The organism is Shewanella sp. UCD-KL12 (assembly GCF_001957125.1).
Lineage (GTDB): Bacteria > Pseudomonadota > Gammaproteobacteria > Enterobacterales > Shewanellaceae > Shewanella.
Window position 1 is genome coordinate 492,889 of the sequence record NZ_MPHJ01000001.1, and the last position, 20,515, is coordinate 513,403.

The following is a 20,515-nucleotide window of genomic DNA, read 5'->3' on the forward strand; positions in this document are numbered from 1 at the left end:
ACTTGCCCTTGTATTTATGATATCAAGCCCGCTCGTTGGGATAGAGGCACATGCGAGCCAATCAGAGGCTAAATTCGTCCAGTCAGTTAATAAAGCCCTGCCGGAACTCGAGAAGCTCTACTTACACCTGCATCAAAACCCTGAGCTGTCTTATCAAGAGAAAGCTACGGGAGAGAGGATGGCGAAGGAGCTAAGCGCTCTTGGGTTTGAGGTGACTGATAATTATGGCGGGTACGGCGTTGTTGGCATATTTAAAAACGGTGATGGCCCAACGGTGATGATACGTGCAGATACCGATGGATTACCGATTATTGAGCAAACAGGCAAGCCTTATGCCTCGACGGTGATCACAACCGATGGCGATAATAACACTGTGGGGATCATGCATGGCTGCGGTCATGATATTCATATGACCAGTCTTATCGGTACAGCTGCGCAGTTAGTGGAGCATAAATCACAATGGCAGGGCACCTTGATGATGGTCGCACAACCCGCTGAAGAGGTCGGCGGCGGGGCTAAAGCTATGTTAGCACAGGGCTTATTTACTGAGTTTCCAACTCCAGATCATGTGCTTGGACTACATGTGAGCGCATCTGTGCCGGCAGGTAAAGTGGCTATTGCTCCAGGCTATGCTTTAGCGAACGTTGATTCGGTGGATATTACCGTTAAAGGCAAGGGCGGGCATGGTGCATACCCCCATACGACTATTGACCCTGTTGTGTTAGCGGCAAGGACAGTAATGGCGCTGCAGACAATACCGAGCCGTGAAATCTCGCCATTAGAGCCCAATGTTATTACGGTAGGTTCAATCCATGGCGGCTCTAAACACAACATTATCTCTAACGAGGTTAAGCTGCAATTGACCCTTCGCTCATATAATCCTGAGGTGAGAGAGCTGCAAATTGCCGCCATTAAGCGGATGACAAAAGGCATAGCCGTGAGTGCTGGAGTGCCAGAATCCTTAATGCCTGTGGTCTATGTTCATGAAGATGAGACCATACCATCAACTTACAACGATCCAAGCTTAGCGACCTCAGTTCAATCCAGTATTGAGCGGGAAATAGGTCAGTCGAATGTCGTGAAAGCAGAGCCTGTGATGGCTGGTGAAGATTTTGGCCTGTATGGCCGCACGAGCGAAAAACGGCCTATCACCATCTTCTGGCTAGGGGCGGTTGAGCCTAAATTATATGAAGCGAGCATGGCAAAAGGAGAAACTCTGCCTTCGCTTCATTCGAGCAAATTTGCGCCTGACTATCCTCTTACGATCAGTACCGGCGTCAGGGCGATGAGTCGCAGCGCAATGGATCTGTTTAATTCTAAATAAAGATGATAAAGCTCAGCTTGTTGATATCAAGCTGAGCTCATTATAGGAAAGTCCCCGTAAGCTGCTATTAGCATTCGTGCTGCATTTTTGTCGCTACAGCAAAGCGGTTCCAAGCATTGATCATTATAACCTGCATGATTGCTTCCGATAACTTCTCTTCACCTAACAGTTCGACACAAACTTGATAGGTATTATCGCTTAAGCCAGCGTGAGAAACGTGCGTCAGCTCATCGGTTAATGTAAGCAGGGCGCGCTCGGTTTCATCAAACAGTGGTGACTCTTTCCAAGCAGATATTGCAAACAGTTTGTTTTGGGATATTCCAGCCTTTAAGGCGACTTCGGTATGCATTTGAATGCAATAAGCACACTGGTTAATCACCGAGGCTCTAATCTTAATCAGCTCTTTAAAGTGAGTGGATAGAGTGGTTTCTGCTAAGTAGTTTTCAACTGTCATCATAGCGGTTAATGCCCCAGGTTGTGTTTGGGCGATATCAAGTCGTTTAGTCATCATGTTTCCTTATATACATTTAGGGTCGCTTTATTGGGATGATATTATTGTGCATAATTCGAATAAATAACTGAATATGGTTATAAACTGAAATAGCTTTGCGTAATTCGCAAAGATGGTTCATTTTTCAATATCGAGGTGTGTGCAGATGTTAGAGCTGATTAAGGTGTTTCATCAGGTGGTTGAGTCGGGGAGTTTCTCTCAGGCGGGAAAATCATTACATATGGCGCCCTCATCTATTGCACGTAATATTGACAGTCTAGAAGCTCAGTTAACAAGCACACTCTTTAAAAGAAGTACGCGGCAGCTTTCTTTGACTGAAGAGGGCAGTTACTTTTACAAGCAATCACTCAAGCTCGTCATTGATGCAGATACCTTACAGGCCGAGATGCGAGGAGCCCGTGATACGCCCCAGGGGATGCTGCGGATCTCTGTGTTTGAAAGCTTCGGAAACCTCTGTATAGCACCTATTATTCCTGAATTTTTACAGTTATACCCAGAGGTACAAGTTGAGCTAGAGCTTGATAATAAGCTGGTGGACCTTCATAGGGATAATATCGATCTTGCTATTAGAATCGGCGTTCCACAGGACAGTGGGTTAAAGGCGAGAAAACTGCTCACGAACCGCACCTTGTTGACCGCCTCTCCAAACTACTTAAAACAGCATAACCCAATTGTCCAGCCTAACGATCTCCATCAACATAACTGCTTGCTCATTAGTCAGCAGAGGCAGATAAATCATTGGTTTTTTAACAGGGGGAAAACCAAGCAAAAAGTCTCAGTGAATGGTAATTTTATCTCAAAAGGTGGCTCGCCATTAATGACCGCAGCACTCAAGGGAGGGGGCGTGTTGCTGCTATCTGAGTGGATGGTTAGACCTTACTTAGACAGTGGTGAGTTAGTCGAAGTTTTACCACAGTGGACAGTGAACCATTGGGAAGGGGGGAGCGGTGAGATTTTTGCTATCTATAAAGCAGCGCAATATCCAAAGCCCCATATTAGAGCTTTTTTAGACTTCTTAATCAGTAAGCAGAGCTAAAGGCTCAAGCTTAATAGTTACAGCTTCAGTTTGATGCTTTAGATAGTACAGAATCGCTATCAAAATACTTTATATAAAGACTTTATCAAAGGCCATTTGGGCTATAGAAGCATAGGCGTAAAAACAAAAAGGGGCTCAGATATCTGAGCCCCTTTTTAACGGTTTAATTATTAATTAAAGTCTAACATTTGCGCCTAAGAAGAAAGCACGGCCTTGAGTGTCATAATAACCATCACCATCGTATACATACGGGTTACGAGGTGGTGTGATATCAAACGCATTCTTCACACCGAAACGTAAAGAAACGTTCTCTGTAAAGGCATACGAACCAGTAAAGTCCCAAACTGTGTGCGACGGAATGTCGTTATAGTTGTTGTTCTCTGGCTTCCACTCATTATCAGCAACTGCTGAGTGACGGTAGTTAGATCTTGCTTCTAAGCTAAGTGCATCGTACTTCCAACCTAAGCTAAACATCGCTTTCCAACGTGGGTCAGTGTACTCACCAACATCAACTTGTAGATCTTCAGCAAAGCCTGTTGGGTTGGTTTCCCACTGCTCAAGATAAGTTGCAATCAAGTGAATGTTAAAGTCACCGAAGTTATCAGTAGGAATAAGGTACTGAGTTTCAATATCCACACCTTTAACATCAAATGATGCAGAGTTAACCGGTGCTTGTAGGAAGTCTACAATATCGCCAGTGCTAGCATCACGAGTAAATAGATCACAGTAAACATTATCTAGTGATACAGAGTCATAACAGTAACGAACCGCAACATCTACGTCGATATTGTTAATCGCATCTGTGATTTCAAAAGCCCAGTAATCAACAGTTAAAGAGAAACCATCAAGGTAATCAGGCGTATAGACCATACCAATAGTATAATCATTTGAAGTTTCAGGTTTTAGATCTGGGTTACCAGCGTTAACACCTGGTGTGTTACTTTGATACCAACCGTCAGTTGGGTTCCAACCTTGTGGAAGACCTGCCGCTTGACAGTTCTTTTTACGGTTTCCATCAGGACCTAACTCGACATTGATCGCATCACAGACATCTTTGAAGCTTTCAAATGTTTGTCCGCCTGGATCAAATAACTCACCGATATTAGGTGCACGAACTGATTTAGACTTAGTTGCACGAAATCTTAAATCTTCAATTGGTGACCAGTTTAGGCCAACCTTCCAAGCATCATCTTGTCCCGCTGTGCTGTAATCCATCCAGCGATAAGCAAGGTCCATACCTAGGTCATGTGCAAGGAACATATCTGACAGTAATGGAATACTAAATTCCGCTGCAAATTCCATTACATCATACTCACCTTTCATAGGTTGTGCGTTATTACCAAAGATAGTGCCGTCGATGAGTGCTTGATCTGGCTTAGTTTCTGATTCTTCTTTACGGTAGTCAGCACTGAATGCTGCACTGATATAGCCCGCTGGTACGTCAAATAGTGCACCGTTAACAACTAATCCAGCTGTAGTTTGAGTCGTCTTAGCTGTTTGGCCTGCACTTGTGCTGACCCAATCAATGGCTGCTTGGCTCGCCTGATCTTTACCGAGTAGGTTTAGAGGTACACAACCTGCTGCTTGAGCATCTGTATCACGACAAACGATGCTGCCATCATCTGCAAACACTGCATCTTTAGCCTGGTCATAACGGTCAGCCCAAATTTCACCACCCCAAACAGTGGTTTCATTCAGCTCACCACGTTGAGCATGGAATGAATATTCCCACTCATCAGTGATAGCACCTTCAATACCAACTAAGAATCTCATTGTTTCACGATCTTGGTTATAAGTACGGTTACCAAACTCTTTATCAATACGGTATAGATTAAAGTAATCCATGCCTGTGTCAGACATTAGTGTACGCGTTTCCTCTGGGAGGAATGCGTTATCGGCTTCAATATAGTTACGAGTGTGGAATACTGGCGTACTCTCACCATTTGACTGGTAATCAACATAAGTGATTTCAGTAAATAATGTGTGGTCTTCAGCGATTTCATAATCAGTATTTAACGTAAATACCATACGCTCGAGTGGCGTTCTTACAAAACCGTAATCGACAGGGTCATAACCTTCACAGCTAGGTCCACAGTAGTTGCCGTTATTACCAGGTCCTTCGATTAGGCCTTCACCGTAATCAAATACCTGCATGGCGCCATTGCTATCAAACGTATATTGACCACCGTCATTAGCGAAGAAAGTACCAGGCTCACTGATCCAAGATAGTGGCTTACGACCAATATATGGAATACGGGCAGGTGTGCCGTCTTCAAGTGATGAGTCCCACTCAGGGTTATAGATACTATTGACAGGGTTATCTAAGAAATCTCTGTCTGTATGACGCAGCTCTGCTTGTTCTGCATAGGTAAAGTTAAAAACGGTAGATAGCTTATCATCGAGAAAAGAGCCACCGGTTGTTAGAGAGAATTGAGTTTCTTCACCACCGCTTTGCTCTGGTTGAGTGTAAGAAAGGTCAAGCTCTACGCCATCTACTTCAGTACGTGTGATGATGTTAATTACACCAGCAATTGCATCTGAACCATATACCGCTGATGCACCACCCGTAATAACCTCCATTCTTTCGACCATAGCGGTTGGGATAGTGTTTAGATCGACGGCAGAGTCACCGTTAGAGCCTGCAACAAAGCGTCGGCCATTCACTAACACAAGCGTACGGTCACTACCAAGGCCACGTAAACTAGTCTGGTTCAAACCACTAGCAAAAATAGTGTTGTTAGACGTTTCAGGTGAAATACCCACTGTAGATGAAGGAAGCTTGTTCAAGATATCAGCGACGTTCGTGATACCCATATTCATCATCTCTGCACCGGTGATAACCGTTACTGGAGTTGGTGAAAGAGAACCGATTCGTTTAATTTTAGAACCTGTCACTTCGATACGTTCAATGACTGGTTCTTCTTCTGCTGCATATAGGTTGGTACTTGCTAGTAGCGCTGTACTTGTGGTTGCGAGCAACGCAACCCTTACAGCTTTTGATAAACTGCTTACTGGCATCATATTCATTCCCTTTGTTATGTATGTACTCAATTTTCTAGTCGAATTGAGTTTTATATTTATCAAGTCAAAGCCCCACTTTGACTTAACTAGCAATTTACAGATTTGTTACATTTAGTCAAGAATGGAAACACTTGTTTGCGTTTTGACACATGTAAAAATATCTTTGCACTTCAAACTTGGTTTTTTTAAATTAAAATTCTTTTTATTTCAGTTGGTTGATTTGGCTATGGCGCTTAATAAAGAAGAGTGGCTAGGTAAATAGTTTGACTCTAACCGGTAGTAAACTTGTGAGTCGGACCGTTTACATATTGATTTTCAGTTGAAAAAATTACTGGTTTATAAAATGCAGTTGTAATTAATTGCGTTATTTATTAGTTGCTTACGCTGTTCCCGGTATGAGGGGGAAAGATGTGAGAGATATCAGGCTGTAATTTACATTTGTTGGAAATTTGTGATCGGGAGCGGGTTTTATAAGTATGCTATTGGCTTAGAGAGGAGGGATGTTGATTCGCGAAAATCAATTTTTCGTTTGAGAGCCCGTCTTAGTCGATTCACTGTCTTAAAAGTAGGTAGGGTGACGCAAATTTTATATTTACAGGACCTTATTAATACGATTAGATGGTTATCTATCAATCACTTTTAACTTTGGAGTATTAATGCCTGACCTATTAGGCTTTTTTAAGTTAAAGGGACGGCATATTAGCGCCATAATTTTAGTGATAGCCTTAATGGGCCTTTCTATTTATCTCTATCTACAGAGCAGCAACAGAGCTGTATTACAAGCTGGGACTATCTTGGTTCTTCCAGTAAAAGTTATTGGGGATACAGCAGCTAAGCCTATAAATAAATATGAGAAAACAGATAAGTTAATTCATCAGATCGGATCTTCAGATCTGTACTCAGTGTTAGATACTGAAGATGTTATTGAGATAATGAAGCGTGCTTCAATTAGCAATGATGTGTTAGACGATGAAGATATCTTGAACATCTTTAAGGTGTCAGGTGCATCACTTATTATTGAGACTGAGGCAAGGGTAAGCGCTAAACAAGATAGGCTTGTTTACCGTTTACATACTAGGGGCGATGTTTATAGCGGTGACTTATCTGGAGCTGAAAATAATGACCTATTCTTACAGCTTTCTCATCTGATAAATAGGAGAACGGGGGCTGATAAGTTAACGACAATTAGACTTGATGATTCGAAGTTCGTTAACCCAGAGATAGCGAAAGCTTTAGAGCAAATAAAGGCTGGAAATCAAAACATAGCAAGGAGCAGTTTAGAGCAGGTATTAACATCTGATCCTGAAAATGTGACTGCTAAGCGACTTTTAGCAAACATATTGATGGATAGTGGCGAGTTAACTAGCGCTAATCGGTTATTTAATTCAGCGATTGAACAAGCTAATAGTCAGGGTGATAGCCGTGAGTTAGCAAGGTTGAGATTATCTCTAGCTAATAATATGCTCAGCCAAAATGAAATTGAGCGAGCATTATTACTGCTTTCTATGGCTAAATCAGATGCGGCAAAAGTGAATGACTGGCTCTATTTAGCCTACATCTTTGAGCGTTCTGGTCAGGCAAATCAAAGGTTAAATCGATACGCTGCAGCAAGGGAGCAATTTAAAAAATCTATCTATTATCATAAAAAAATCCATTGCCCATATGGTCAAGTGCAAGGCCAGAATCATTTGGCTGAACTTGAATTGTTGGAGCGTAATTATTCGAAGGCATATCGATTAACAAAACAGTCACTGGATATTATTACGATGAGAGATCTTTCCAACCTGAGAGCGCAAACATTAAAGTTACATACAAAAATTGAAAATAAGCTGTAGAAAATCCAGTCACAGCTAGCGGGGGAGATGAAGTTTACTTAAATGTCACCTTACCGCCAATCATCTTAAGGGCGGGGGTCCCTCTTACCAAAGTATCTCTGGCGAAAATCAGTTCGCAGTTAGGGCAGGTGCATGGTGTTTGGGTAAAATCTTCAACGATTCTCTCTTTAAAGCATTTGACTAAAGCACCTTTACCACCTTTTCGGTATTTAAAAAGCTGAGCCTTGCATTTAGCACAGAATATATCGACAGTCCGAGTTGGGCCTTTTTTATTAGGTTTTGCCATGTTTGTTGAGCTAAATCTCTATTTTGTTATACATTCCGCTATTGTAATCGAGCAAGGACTTACATACAAAATGTGCAAAACTTAAGTTTCTCTTCTACTATTCTTAGTGCCTCCTCAGTCAGTGTTTTACTTATTTGAATACCCAATAAATTTAGCTATTAAGGAAGAATTATGTCTAAGTTTTCAGATGTAGATGGAGTTAATCGTATGACCCTGTTTTTTACTGTTATGGCTTTCGTATTACTCACATCTTGCAGTAATTATGATCCAGTTCCCGTAGAGAAGTGTGCTGAAGTGGTAAAACATGCGAAAAAGATCTTAGGCAGTATGGCACCTGACAATGCCAGCATGATGGCGGATTGTAAGAAGGCATCAGATAGTGATCGAGGCTGTGTGATGGCTGCGACGAAAAAAGGCGCCGTTGCTCAGTGTATGTGATCAAATTTAATTGGTGATTGTCGAAAACAGCCTTAGTGTGAAAGCCTCCGTTGAGATTGTTTTAGTTAACATCAATGTAACTTAGGTTATAGTCATTGCCATGATAATGGATATCGTGGCAAATAATAATGATAAAAATAGTTAAAATCCTCCTCATCTCTACACTCTCTTTGCTTTTTATTGCGCTCTCCTCAGCCTATTTAGGGTTGAGTTTAAGCTTACCTAAATTAACCGCTGACCATTCGAGTGGCCATCTGTCCAAGTCTGTGACAATAGAAAGAGATCGCTTAGGCACGGCTGTTATTTCGGGTGATAATCGACAAGATGTTGCTTACGCTCTTGGTTTTGCTCATGGGCAGGACAGATTTTTTCAGATGGATCTATTAAGACGTAATTCAGCCGGAGAGCTCGCTGAGATATTTGGCAAAAAGGCACTCAATTTAGATAAATCGCGCCGCTTTCATCAATTAAGGAAGCGTGCTGAAAAGATAGTCACTAATATGCCACCAAAGCAAAAGCTGCTACTGCAAACCTATGCGAATGGTGTTAATGACGCTGTTGCCGAGCAGAAGTTAAACTCATTTGAATACCTATTGACGGGGACCAGTCCAAAAGCGTGGCGCCCTGCCGATAGTTTGTTGGTTATTTATAGCATGTATCTGGATCTGCAAGGTAATACGGTAAAGCGTGATATGGCATTGACCCAAATCAAGCGGCTTTATGGTGAGCAGATGTTGGCATTCGTTACTCAAAATAGCCCTTATCAGGCGGCACTCGATTCAAGCTTACTACCGATAGATAATATTGCGACCCCTGAACTTGAAACCCAACTGTTAGCGAGTGCATTGGTATCCACTATTGAGGAGCCTCTAGATGTAGGTAGTAATAATTGGGCGGTGACTGGGGCGCATACTCAAAGCGGCCGCAGTATGTTATCTGATGATATGCACCTATCATTTTCGGTACCAATTATTTGGTACCGAGCGCAGCTAAACTATCCATTGGATTCGGGTGAGCAAACACAAGTGACAGGCGTGTCTCTTCCTGGTGCGCCTGCAATTGTTGTAGGTACCAATGGTCGTTTGGCTTGGGGGTTTACTAACGCTTATATCGATACTGCGGACTGGGTGGCGATTGAGGATAGTGAACCTGTTAAAAGCGAAGTAGAACTGATGCATTTCTCACAATCGGGAGAGAGTGAAGAATACAGCATTGAAGTGTCCAAATATGGGCCCGTTAGACAAGTTGATGGTCAAAAATATGCACTCTCTTGGGTAGCCCATAAAGATTACGCAGTAGATATGGAGTTGATGGAACTGGAATCTGCTGCGAATGTTACTGAAGGATTAAGCATCGCGACGAGCTTAGGTATTCCAGTGCAGAATATGATGTTAGTAGATAGCTCTGGTAATGCAGCATGGAAGCCTGCAGGGGCTGTCCCCTCAAGGACGAATCCTGCTGACATCGCTCAACAAGTTGATGATTATCAAATCGCTAAGTGGGAAGTTGATGAAGTCGAGCTGCCTCAAGTCGTAAACCCAAGCGATGGTCGGTTATGGTCAGCGAACTCCAGAGTCGTCTCAGCAGAGCAGTCGAGCCGGTTCGGCGATGGCGGTTATGCCTTAGGGGCGAGAGGGCTTCAAATTCGTGACCGCCTGTTTGAGTCAGACACATTTACAGAGCAAGATTTTTATCAATTACAGTTAGATAATAAAGCTAAATTTTTAATGCCTTGGCATAAATACCTTATGGATACACTGGCTAAGGAGCCAGCCCGATTTGCTAGAGATATTCAGTACCTTCGTGACTGGCAAGCATGTGCTTGTGCCGATTCAGTAGGTTATACCTTAGTGAGAAGCTTCAGAGCGAGCCTGATTGATGCGAGCTTTGCACCACTAGAAACGGGCCTTAAAACGCTAAACTTATCTCTGTCACCGATAAAACGATACCTAGAGCCTGCAATGTGGCAATTAATTGAAGACACGCCAGCTTCATGGTTACCAAAGCAATATTCAAGTTGGCATAACTTTGTTACTCAAGTTTACCTAGATACGACTGAATCACTATTAAGTGAATATAGCGACAGTGCAGAGCTTGCAGATTTGAAATGGGGTAAGGTCAATGCGCTCAAGATACAGCATCCATTTAGTAAACAGATCCCAATACTTAGCGCTTTGCTTGATATGCCAGAAGCTGCGGGTTTTGGCGATAGCTTTATGCCCGCTGTTCAAGGGAAAAGCTTCGGCGCATCCCAGCGGTTTATTATACAACCTGGACTTGAAAACCAGGCCATTATGGTTATACCTGGCGGACAATCCGGGCACCCACTATCAGATTATTATCGGGCTGGATTCGAGGACTTTGTGACTCATCAACCAACACCACTATTACCGGGTGAACCAATACATAAGATCACAATCAAGCCTACGATTTGACGGTGTAGAAAAATGAATGAGCTTATCGGGTAAAGGCATTAACTCGCTAAGCTCATTGATTCTCTGCGTATTTCTTTGACTCTCTTTTAGCGCTTATGTTGCTACTTAATAAGTAGTATTTACTGTTTTGTGATTTTCTCATTTTAGCGTGAAAGTCTCGACTATGAGGCTTAGTCAAAACCTTTCTCTGTATATTTTAGCTGCAGCGAATGTATCTCGCTAAGATGTTACCGAATGTCCATATTCTTGAGCGTAAATCAACATTGTAAGTAAATGTAATATTAGCAGTCTTCTATAGATATTCTGTTATTCTGCGATACAAATAATTACAATAGAGTCGCTGAAGTATGACGAACTCAGAAGTTGTTGCCCTAGTGTTAATCGCTGGAGCCTTGCAAGGTTGCCGGGAAGATGTGACTTTCCAACTCGATAGTGTGGCAGAAGTTAACCGTAAATCAGTTTCTACCCATAAGGAGGTGGATGGCGTTGACGTGTTAGAGAAAGCTATCTCTGAATGTTACCTGAGAGTCTATGCGGTTAATCATTTAGATTACGGTGTGAAGGTCGCTCCGCTGATTAAAGTTAATGTAAACGGCGTAGAACATACGCTGAAAGTCAACTCTTGGGGGGATGATTGGGAGTACCTAGTTGCAGGAAAAAAAGATGAAGAGTATAAGCAAAAACTCTGTTTTAAAGAGAGAGATAGTAACCCTTTAAGTTGCGCAGAGCTTGCCAAAGCAATTCAAAAGGAAACCTACTCCCTTGAGCTTAATCGCTGTGAAAAAATTGACCAATCACCTGCGAGTTGCAATATGGAGATAAAGCTATCTAAAGGTGGCGTTAGCTTAAGAAGCCCTGAAGTGAATGAACAAAATACCAATCAGTTAGCAGATTGACTATTCAAATTAGCCCAGTTTAGTTTTCCAGAAAATGAATTTCAGCAATAAATCCATCAGCTTCTGATCTGACCCTAAATGGCCATGATTGTTGCTCACTAATTTGGCTTACTAGTTTTAAACCCAGGCCAAAGCTGTCTACTGCTTTTAGCTCAGCTCTTACCACATTATCCGTCACACCTTGATTGTCTATAATCAGTTTCTGACCCGTTTTTATCTCGAGTATTAGGGTGAGTTGAACAAGCTTTACTCCTCTAAATAGCACAGCCCCTCGAGGTCATACTTTGACTCATTGCTATTGGTCAATTCTTGACTCTGTTATATATTGGCTCGGTGTATCAAAAAATGAACCCAATCAATGTCAAACTAGTAATAAATTCAAAAGTATAGAGAGGTCCTATGAGCAAGTTAGAGTTTGCCCCCATGCCTGACGGTCAAGGTTTCTTTGGTGAGTATGGCGGCCAGATTATTCCACCAGAGCTAAAGGTTGCGATGGATGCGATTAATCAAGCCTATGAAGAGATCAGGCAGACCCAAGGCTTTCAGGATGAGCTTATGCAGCTGTTCCAGGATTATGTGGGTCGACCAAGCCCCATCTATCACGCCAAGCGTCTCAGTGAGCAACTTGGCGGCGCTCAGATCTATCTTAAGCGTGAAGACCTTAACCATACTGGTGCTCACAAGATTAATCATTGCTTAGGTGAAGCACTGCTCGCCAAGTTCATGAATAAGAAAAAGGTGATTGCCGAAACGGGGGCGGGTCAGCATGGTGTTGCGCTTGCCACAGCCTGCGCTTTAGTGGGGATCCCGTGTGAAATCCATATGGGTCAGGTTGACATAGAAAAAGAGCACCCGAATGTCACTAAGATGAAAATTTTAGGCTGTAACTTAGTTGCTGTCACTCAAGGGACTGCAACCTTAAAAGATGCTGTCGACAGCGCTTTTGTTGAATACCTTAAAAACCCGAAAGACTACCTCTATGCCATTGGCTCAGTCGTTGGCCCTCATCCTTTTCCTAAAATGGTGCGAGACTTTCAGAGCATTATCGGCCGTGAGGCCAAAGAACAGTTTCAGCAGAAGTTTAATAAACTCCCAGATATCATCACTGCTTGTGTCGGGGGCGGGTCGAACGCTATTGGCTTGTTCACTGCATTTCTCGATGACAGCGAGGTGAAAATTGTCGGCGTTGAACCCGCGGGGAAAGGGCTAGATACCACAGAGCATTCTGCCACACTCACTTTAGGCACGCCGGGTGCGATTCATGGTTTTAAATGCTACGTATTACAAGATGAAGCGGGTGAGCCATTACCGGTTCACTCCATTGCTTCTGGCTTAGATTATCCTGGAGTCGGCCCGCAACACTGCTACCTTAAAGATGTTGAGCGTGCAGAATATGACTCTGTTACCGATGAGGAGTGCCTAAACGCCTTTATGACGCTGTCACGCGTTGAGGGTATTATCCCCGCTCTAGAGAGTGCTCATGCAGTGGCTTGGGCCATGAAAGAGGCTAGCAAGCTACCAAAAGATAAACAGATCTTAGTCAACCTATCGGGGCGAGGGGATAAAGACGCCGATTATGTCGCTGATAAGCTAGGTCTTTAACATTAGCCCTCTAACACTAGGCATTTAATATTAGTCCTTTAATACCAGTGCCTAAATACGAGACAAGGATGAAGTATTCACTTCATCCTTGTCTCGGTATCGCTGATCGGGAAGCCATTGTAAGGGCGAAATTTGAATCGACTACAAGCACTTAATTTCGACTAAAATGCTCAGTGCTAATACTTAACCTCCAGTACTTAACCTCCAGTACTTAACTTCCAGTGCTTAACTTCCAGTGCTTCACTGCTGTCTATCTTCTTGCTGATACTTATCAAACCACCAGAGTATATGGGCCACCTTCGACATCAAATTACTCGGACGTTTATAGATACCATGAGGCGCATCGGGGATCCGCACCATCGCCGTATCAATATTGCGCAGTTTAAGGGCTTGATAAAATTGCTCACTTTCAGCAATTGGCGTGCGAATATCGGCTTCACCTGTCAGTAGCATCGTTGGGGTGGTGACATTACCAACATAGCTGATAGGCGAGAGCTTCATATAATGCTCGGCGTCTTCCCAAGGCATCTTCTCAAACCAGTTTTTAATGACAAATGGATAGATGTCGGTTGTGAGTGCAAAGCTATACCAGTTGATAACAGGCTTGGCGACAACAGCGGCTTTAAATCTATCGGTATGACCCACAATCCAGGCAGTCAGTACGCCGCCACCAGAGCCTCCGGTGACAAACAAGTTGTCAGTGTCTATGGCATCTTGGGCAATCACCCCATCGACCACTGACATCAAGTCATCAAAATCTTGGCTTGGATAGTTGTTATAGATAAGCTGAGAGAACGCCTTACCATAGCTATCACTGCCACGGGGGTTGGCATAGACAACCACATAACCACTTGCCGCCATCAATTGGATTTCGGCTGCGAAATGCGGGCCATAGTTGGTCACGGGGCCGCCGTGGATCTCTAAGATAAGCGGAAACTTTTTGCCTGACTTTTTATCAGCTTCATAGCCGGGAGGGTAGGCTACCCAAGCTTGAACTTCAAGGTCATCATAGGATGATTTGACTGTCATCTCTTTAATGCTCGCTAAGGTTTTATGGCTTAAGGCGTTGTCATTGAGTGATGTCAGTTGAGTGGTTTTGCCTTTGCGGCTGATGGCAATATCAGCGGGACGCTGGGGGGCTGAATAGGTAAACGCGATGGTGCCATTATCGGCCACATCAAACTCACTGCCTGTGTAAGGGCGACCAAAGGCAAGCCCGCCTAGATTCTTTGCTACAACTTTGCGTTTGCCTGAAAGTGGCTGATAAGCCACATAGGTTTCGCCTCTGTCATGGTAGCTCATAAACAGGCCTTTACTGTTGTCGGCCCACTTAATGCTATTAACCGAACGGTCAAAACTCGCGGTCAGTGAGCGTTTATTTGAGCCATCGAGCTGCATGATATACAGCTGGGTATTTTCATAGTTTTTATAATGCTGATCGAAACCTAAATAGGCGATCATCTTGCCGTTCGGAGAGATAACAGCCTGCTTATCTGGCCCATTTCTGTCGGTAAGTTGGATGACTGCCAAGCTATCTATATCTAGGCTAAAAATATTCGAGTCGGTCCATTCCAGCTCGCTATCATCACGCGTATTGGCAGAATAGATTATCTGCTCGCCATCTCGGCTCCAACTGAGCGGCCCACTGTGATCAAACTTGCCCTGGCTCAGCTGACGGGCTGCGCCCCCATCGGCAGACATAAGAAACAGTTGTCGATTACCGGGAGGAGTGAGCCCTGCACCATCAAAGCGATAGTACATATCATCGATAAATATTGCCGGTTTTGCCCACTTAGCACCTTTAGGTTTACCGGGAAGGGAAACCACTGACTTAGGTTTCTCTGCAACAAAGCGGGTGAAGGCGATATAACGGCCATCGGGTGACCATGACAGGTTCGATGGTGAGTGAGTAAAGTGACTCATTTGGCCTGTAACGCCTGTGTCTAACCATTTGATATGGATCTGTGGCTTACCACTGGCGGTTGAGATATACGCAAGCTTTTTGTTGTCAGGGGACAAGGTTGGCGAGTGATCCACATGGAGGCCATTAGTGACTGGGGTAAGGTTCTTTTTACTGTCGACCTTCCAGATATTACCCAGTTTCTTATCCGTATGGATATCCATATAGTTACGGACAAAATAGACCTCATCACCTTTCGCATTTATTTCTAAGTTAGAGGCATATTCAAGGGAGAAAATATCTTCAAGTTGCAGCCTTTTACTGTCATCAACACTTGATGATTCAACTGCGCTTTTGCCACTCGTAGCAATCGTTGAATCAGCCGAAGAAGTTTGTGCAATGGTTGGTGTAATAGTTTGTGCGATGGCCAAGCCCGAGGCGAGCGGGGCTATGGCCATCAAAGCGATACAAATGCCTTTTTTCATTATCATCCCTTAACTTATAAATTTTTATTATGGGGACAGAGCCAAGTTTGATAGCCAAACTATCTGTAAAACGGTAAAGCTATCTGCTCTGTTTTTATTCACTGCAGCTAAATTACCATAGGTAGTAAAAATGACAAACTGATGAGAATTGATGCTTAGAGCCGACGGGAATCAAGTGTGGAGAAGACGAGAAGTGGGCTGGTGGATAGAGATATTTTTATTCGAATTAATAAAAGTTCAATTCAGAATTGAGGATATATGTCTATTAACTCACTTTTGTGGTGTTTTTTGTGTTTAGCCCTCTGATTTGGTGTGTTCTGTGCTGCCACCCTCCATTTCGGCGTGTTTTGCATTGATACCCTCCGGTTTGTGTGTATAATCTCTGTTCGGAAATATTGAGATCGCTTTCAGTAGCCGTATAAAGATAGGTATCGTTTTTTCGTGTTCGGCAATGCTTAATCGAAAAAGGCATAGAGGCATTGCGACTTATCATTTTTCTCACTTTTAAATATAAATACATTGTGATGGGCTGGTTATGCATACATACACTTGGTTAGAAAGTTATGATCTAGGTATTGAGGTTATAGATTCACAGCATAAGAACTTACTCGTAATGATTAATAAACTCCTTATTAATCAAAATGAGTCAAGAGGTATCATGCAGCGTTTAATCAAGGAAGTCATAGCATATGCTGAATATCATTTCATATATGAAGAGAATCTTATGATGCTCACTCGTTATGAAGATTTTGAAAGGCATTCAAACGTCCATAACATGCTACTTAGACAACTAAAAAATCAGTGTTCAAAATATATTAATGACCAATGCGAGCTAAAAATAGTGATCATATTTATGGCTAATTGGCTTATTGAACATATTCTTTCAGAAGATAATGACCGCGATTTAGCAAAGTATTTACTGTCATCAGAAAAGTACAACTATTTAATCAATATCTAAAAGTTTTTGTGACTCTATATAGCCGCAGAGGTGAATTTAATCGCCGAAGCTATTTTCTAAAATCTAGAAAATATATGGGAGTCCTGGCTTTTTTGAGTGCTACATAAAAGTAAAAGCTATGCTTGGCCTGTATTTATCTCTAGTGGTCGTGCTGTTAAGCCTGTAAGCCCAATGGTCACGGATCACTAATCGGATTAAGCAAGTAACTAATTAGAGAGCTGCAAAATGTTCAACAAACTTAAATCGTTATTCGGTAAGAAGACTGCTGTACCTGCTAACTTCGAACAGGCGTCAAAAGTTGTCCTTGCCAAGAACCAAACCCACTTGGTGCTAAATGGTCTATTCAAAGGCATAGATAGAGACCAACAGATCTACTGCCCTGCAGGTGCGGCGATGACTAATCGTAATTTGGTAGCTCAAATTGATAAAGCTATGTTTGAGCTAAATGATTATCCAGAACTGCAGACTCAACTCGCCATAAAGATGGTTGAGGCCAAAGCTATGATGGACAGGCTTATCAACATGCAGAACGCTATAGAACCTGTAGTAAACATGATCGCCATAGAAACCATGACGAGAAACTGGGATAAAACGAAAGAAACTGAAGCATTAGAAATTAACTGGTTTAAGGGCTAGCTGATACCTTGTATTTCTGACTTATGCGGTATCTACATTTATCTATATTGTAACTAACCTCATAGCATAGAGAACTTTGGCAGGTGTTTTGGTTCTCGTAATGTTTAGGCGGAGTAATAAATTTGTTTAGCAGACCATTAAGCTGGATTATTAGCGGAAAAGAAAGATTAGGGCGATTATTAATTTTACTTTTTTTTTGTTCAAGTTGGGTTTTAGTTTCTGCATCAGAAGAACCAATAATTCCCTTATTAAATACTTTAAATGTGGAATGTTTTTTTGTTAATTTTTTAACTGGGAATACAATTGCGTTAAACTTGAGCTTAGGATTTATTGTAAGTAGTATTTTTTATTTTTTTGTATCCTACTTACCCGAAGAAAGGCGTAAAAGGCACTTAAAACCGATTGTTAAGGTAAGACTTGAAACAACACTTGGTAAGTTAGTATCAATGTTTAAACTCTTGCTTGAACATTCATCTACAGAGGTTGATTTGCATAAATTAAAAGAAGCTGATTTGAACAACCTTTGCAAGGGGTTTCCTGTTAAAAAGGATCTTAATGCTGGAAAGGTAGTGAAATCAGAATATCCAGTTGAAGGTGTGTATTATAATGCAACCCCTGGCGTGCTTTTTGCTAATAATTGGTTTCAAGTTACCGACAGTATCAAATGCCTAAATGAAGTACTTCCTATCTTTAATGATGAAGAGCTTACGGCAATATTACTTAATCTAGAGATAGAACCTTTAAGTAAAGTCATTAGGACTGCTATAACTTCTACTTCTACCGATTTGTCAAGTTACGAAAGTATAATTTCTCATATTTTAAAAATTACAAATAAACTCTCTGAATATCATGTGAAAACACTGATACTTCTTATGTAAACCCTCTTGAAGTAGAGGTGGTTGGAGCCCTGTAAAAGGCAGGTAGCCATATCTTCATTTATGAACAGCCAATGATAAAAAAACAAAAACACCAGAACCTCTTAGTTAAATAATAAAAGATAAGGCTGTCCTGTCTTTTTTTAATAACCCATAAAGGAAATGATGAACCATGAATAACCTAGCACTATTAGCTGTAACCCTATCAGCTCTAACACTTATTGGTTGTAAGAGTACTCCTATCTCTAACCCATACATAGGCGAGACCGTGACCATTACTACAGAGCTTGGTTACTCTAAAGCGGTAGCCTGTGCGCTTGATAATATCGATACACCGACAACGGATAATTTCTTCTCTTATGAGTCAGATGAGCAGGAAAAGTATTCAGTAACCTTTTACGGCGATGGTTTGAAGTTTAGACCGTCAGAACCTTTTAGCTTAGTAAGAGACTACGAAACAAAAGCCACCTTAAAAGCTAGTTATACCGATGGAGTGCTTACCTACAAATTGACTAAGGTCATGGGCAAATACACATCTTATAGTTCATTAGCTGATGAAGAAATGGTGAGCAAGTGGGAGGGCAAAGTACCTCAACGCCTAGTAGACCACAACAGAGTCTCATTTGGGCGTTTGATGGCTCAGCTAACTCAATGCACTAAAACAATATAATCAAATTTAGTCACCGATTGTAAATTTCGTTTTTCTATTTTGAATAAGGGAGAGAAGCCATTTAAACAAAGGTATGGCTGTCCAGCCTTTTTAAGCTTAAGCCACGAACAATCGTCGACAACTCCCCGCCATCCATGAGTGACGGGGTTTCTCGCGGAGAAATCAGATGAAGACAAAAAAAGAGATTCAACACTCACTACTACTTATAGATTCTTGCATAAGAGGCCTACATATTGCCATCGACATGGTTAGCAAGGCCGATGCCGTTATCAGAACGTATAACCACTTGGGGGTTGATAAGGGTTCTGACTACAGCAAGCATGAAGATAGCTTGTTGTGTGCCAAGTACATAATGGATCAGTTGCATGAGTTCGCTGATAACCTGCCCGATGCAGAAGAGGGAAAAAAGGAAAGAGAAGAGCGCCGCGCCAGCATGGCTGTAACCCGCTTTGTTTCAAGTGAACTCAAGAGAACCTTAAGCGGAATCACTACGACCAAGAGCCAACTGGAAGTGAGCACATCAATGTATGAAGCGCTTTCACAGCTCAACCTTGATGAAGATGGCTATAGATACAAGTTCGCTATTGAAGGCCATATCACCACCAACGTAGGTATTAGTGATGCTATTGGCGAGTTCCTTGAACCGTTAATAACAAAAGCGTTTAAGATCCGCAAAGCCAGACTCGATAAGATTGAAGCAGATTCACAGAAGCTAGACACTGCCAGCACGGAGCAAGGCTGATGTGGACTCTGTTTTGTGCTGCAGTTGCATTCTTTATCATACGGGCAATGGTTAAAAGCGGGAGTGAGAGAGTCGAGATACGCTCGAAAGAGCCGTCCAGTTTTAAATATTGGCCTGATTCTGACCCTGACCCTGAACTTAGAGATACTGACCGCTGGGGATACTCAAAGCGAAGAGGCTGGGCGTACTTCGATAAGTCATTAGCTAGGAACGCCAACGGCAGCAGAGCAATAAAGGTTTTCATCGACTGCGAGACTGGGATCGACATTTGCCTGTCCGACTGGATGGAAGGCTACACCATCTACTCATACGAAGAAGCGCTTGAAGCTTTTAAGTCTGCCAGTGTTGAAAAGTACAAGAGGAAGGTAGAGTCGTATCGACAGGCTGCTAGTGCTGCAGACAAAGAGCAAGTAAGACTCTTTGAGAGAGGTAGAGACGCTTACCAGCTTGAGAAAAAGAAAGAGTCAGCAGCAAGGTTGGCTGCAAAGTCAAAGATTAAGGCCGACATTGAGGCATCTAAGCCAGTATGGAGCATACGTACTCCTTCTACTTCCCCAGCAGGAGTCTGCCATCGATGCGAAGGCTCAGGATACTTGTCAGCTTTCAGGCATGTAGAGAACGGTAGGTGTTTTTTGTGCCAAGGAAGCGGCAGGCGCACTTAATGTAAGTGTCGTATGATAACGGATATACCCATAATTGTGGGGGTGGCTTTACCTTACCCTTGTTCAAAGTAGAAGTGAACTTCAAGAAAAAAGCCACCAGAACCACTTAGTTTGAATAAGTGTGTTCGGTGGCTTTACTATTTCTTAGATCCGCTTAGGGCTGGCTTTTATAAGAGCCGCTCAAGGCTGATTATTTCCAAGAA

General features: G+C 42.5%; 18 protein-coding genes. 13 read left to right on the plus strand and 5 right to left on the minus strand.

Translation table 11 applies throughout. The features are described from left to right. The first annotated feature begins 16 nt into the window (after positions 1-16). A complete protein-coding gene (locus BM736_RS02130; RefSeq protein WP_076409822.1) occupies positions 17-1,324 on the plus strand; it encodes a M20 family metallopeptidase in 1,308 nt (435 codons plus the stop codon). 67 nt (positions 1,325-1,391) lie between these two features. On the opposite strand, the gene BM736_RS02135 is transcribed toward BM736_RS02130, so the two are convergent. Beyond that, positions 1,392-1,832, minus strand: a complete 441-nt coding sequence (locus tag BM736_RS02135; RefSeq protein WP_076408059.1) for a carboxymuconolactone decarboxylase family protein — start codon at positions 1,830-1,832, stop codon at positions 1,392-1,394. 148 nt (positions 1,833-1,980) lie between these two features. Between BM736_RS02135 and BM736_RS02140 the strand changes: the two genes are divergently transcribed. Continuing rightward, on the plus strand, positions 1,981-2,871 hold the full coding sequence (locus BM736_RS02140; protein WP_076408061.1) for a LysR family transcriptional regulator: 891 nt from the start codon (positions 1,981-1,983) through the stop codon (positions 2,869-2,871). A gap of 174 nt (positions 2,872-3,045) precedes the next feature. On the opposite strand, the gene BM736_RS02145 is transcribed toward BM736_RS02140, so the two are convergent. Next, the gene (locus BM736_RS02145) at positions 3,046-5,892 is read right to left on the minus strand and encodes a TonB-dependent siderophore receptor (RefSeq protein WP_076408063.1); all 2,847 of its coding nucleotides are present in this window, start codon (positions 5,890-5,892) and stop codon (positions 3,046-3,048) included. A gap of 656 nt (positions 5,893-6,548) precedes the next feature. Between BM736_RS02145 and BM736_RS02150 the strand changes: the two genes are divergently transcribed. Next, positions 6,549-7,727 carry a lipopolysaccharide assembly protein LapB gene (locus BM736_RS02150; RefSeq protein WP_076408065.1) on the plus strand — a complete coding sequence of 393 codons (1,179 nt, stop codon included), beginning with the start codon at positions 6,549-6,551 and terminating at the stop codon, positions 7,725-7,727. Between the two features lie 34 nt (positions 7,728-7,761). Here the strand turns inward: BM736_RS02150 and BM736_RS25355 are convergent, their stop codons facing one another. Next, on the minus strand, positions 7,762-8,013 hold the full coding sequence (locus BM736_RS25355) for a hypothetical protein (RefSeq protein WP_076408067.1): 252 nt from the start codon (positions 8,011-8,013) through the stop codon (positions 7,762-7,764). A gap of 171 nt (positions 8,014-8,184) precedes the next feature. Here BM736_RS25355 and BM736_RS02160 point away from each other — a divergent pair, with 171 nt between their 5' ends. The 3 genes from BM736_RS02160 (at position 8,185) to BM736_RS02170 (ending at position 11,782) form a co-directional block, all read left to right on the plus strand. After that, entirely contained in the window at positions 8,185-8,451 is a 267-nt protein-coding gene (locus tag BM736_RS02160) for a hypothetical protein (RefSeq protein WP_083699792.1), read from the plus strand. Between the two features lie 128 nt (positions 8,452-8,579). After that, the gene (locus BM736_RS02165; protein WP_076408069.1) at positions 8,580-10,886 is read left to right on the plus strand and encodes a penicillin acylase family protein; all 2,307 of its coding nucleotides are present in this window, start codon (positions 8,580-8,582) and stop codon (positions 10,884-10,886) included. A gap of 347 nt (positions 10,887-11,233) precedes the next feature. Further along, complete coding sequence (locus tag BM736_RS02170) at positions 11,234-11,782, plus strand: hypothetical protein (protein WP_076408071.1); 549 nt, start codon at positions 11,234-11,236, stop codon at positions 11,780-11,782. A 19-nt stretch (positions 11,783-11,801) separates the two neighbouring features. On the opposite strand, the gene BM736_RS02175 is transcribed toward BM736_RS02170, so the two are convergent. Further along, positions 11,802-12,047: a hypothetical protein gene (locus BM736_RS02175; RefSeq protein WP_076408073.1), complete on the minus strand. Its 246-nt coding sequence runs from the start codon at positions 12,045-12,047 to the stop codon at positions 11,802-11,804. A 134-nt stretch (positions 12,048-12,181) separates the two neighbouring features. Between BM736_RS02175 and trpB the strand changes: the two genes are divergently transcribed. Next, the gene (gene trpB, locus BM736_RS02180; RefSeq protein ID WP_076408075.1) at positions 12,182-13,384 is read left to right on the plus strand and encodes a tryptophan synthase subunit beta; all 1,203 of its coding nucleotides are present in this window, start codon (positions 12,182-12,184) and stop codon (positions 13,382-13,384) included. Between the two features lie 240 nt (positions 13,385-13,624). On the opposite strand, the gene BM736_RS02185 is transcribed toward trpB, so the two are convergent. Next, positions 13,625-15,775 carry a prolyl oligopeptidase family serine peptidase gene (locus BM736_RS02185; RefSeq protein WP_372828074.1) on the minus strand — a complete coding sequence of 717 codons (2,151 nt, stop codon included), beginning with the start codon at positions 15,773-15,775 and terminating at the stop codon, positions 13,625-13,627. A 529-nt stretch (positions 15,776-16,304) separates the two neighbouring features. Between BM736_RS02185 and BM736_RS02195 the strand changes: the two genes are divergently transcribed. The 6 genes from BM736_RS02195 to BM736_RS02220 all read left to right on the plus strand — a co-directional run bounded on the left by BM736_RS02195 (position 16,305) and on the right by BM736_RS02220 (position 20,312). Next, positions 16,305-16,727, plus strand: coding sequence for a bacteriohemerythrin (locus tag BM736_RS02195; protein ID WP_076408079.1), 423 nt, complete (start codon positions 16,305-16,307; stop codon positions 16,725-16,727). A gap of 225 nt (positions 16,728-16,952) precedes the next feature. Further along, complete coding sequence (locus tag BM736_RS02200) at positions 16,953-17,363, plus strand: hypothetical protein (RefSeq protein WP_076408081.1); 411 nt, start codon at positions 16,953-16,955, stop codon at positions 17,361-17,363. Between the two features lie 122 nt (positions 17,364-17,485). Then, positions 17,486-18,241, plus strand: coding sequence for a hypothetical protein (locus BM736_RS02205; protein ID WP_076408083.1), 756 nt, complete (start codon positions 17,486-17,488; stop codon positions 18,239-18,241). Positions 18,242-18,410: 169 nt separating this feature from the next. Beyond that, positions 18,411-18,908 carry a hypothetical protein gene (locus BM736_RS02210; protein ID WP_076408085.1) on the plus strand — a complete coding sequence of 166 codons (498 nt, stop codon included), beginning with the start codon at positions 18,411-18,413 and terminating at the stop codon, positions 18,906-18,908. Between the two features lie 166 nt (positions 18,909-19,074). Further along, a complete protein-coding gene (locus tag BM736_RS02215; protein WP_076408087.1) occupies positions 19,075-19,650 on the plus strand; it encodes a hypothetical protein in 576 nt (191 codons plus the stop codon). Next, entirely contained in the window at positions 19,650-20,312 is a 663-nt protein-coding gene (locus BM736_RS02220; protein ID WP_076408089.1) for a hypothetical protein, read from the plus strand. The genes BM736_RS02215 and BM736_RS02220 overlap by 1 nt, the downstream gene beginning before the upstream one ends. Positions 20,313-20,515 lie beyond the last annotated feature (203 nt).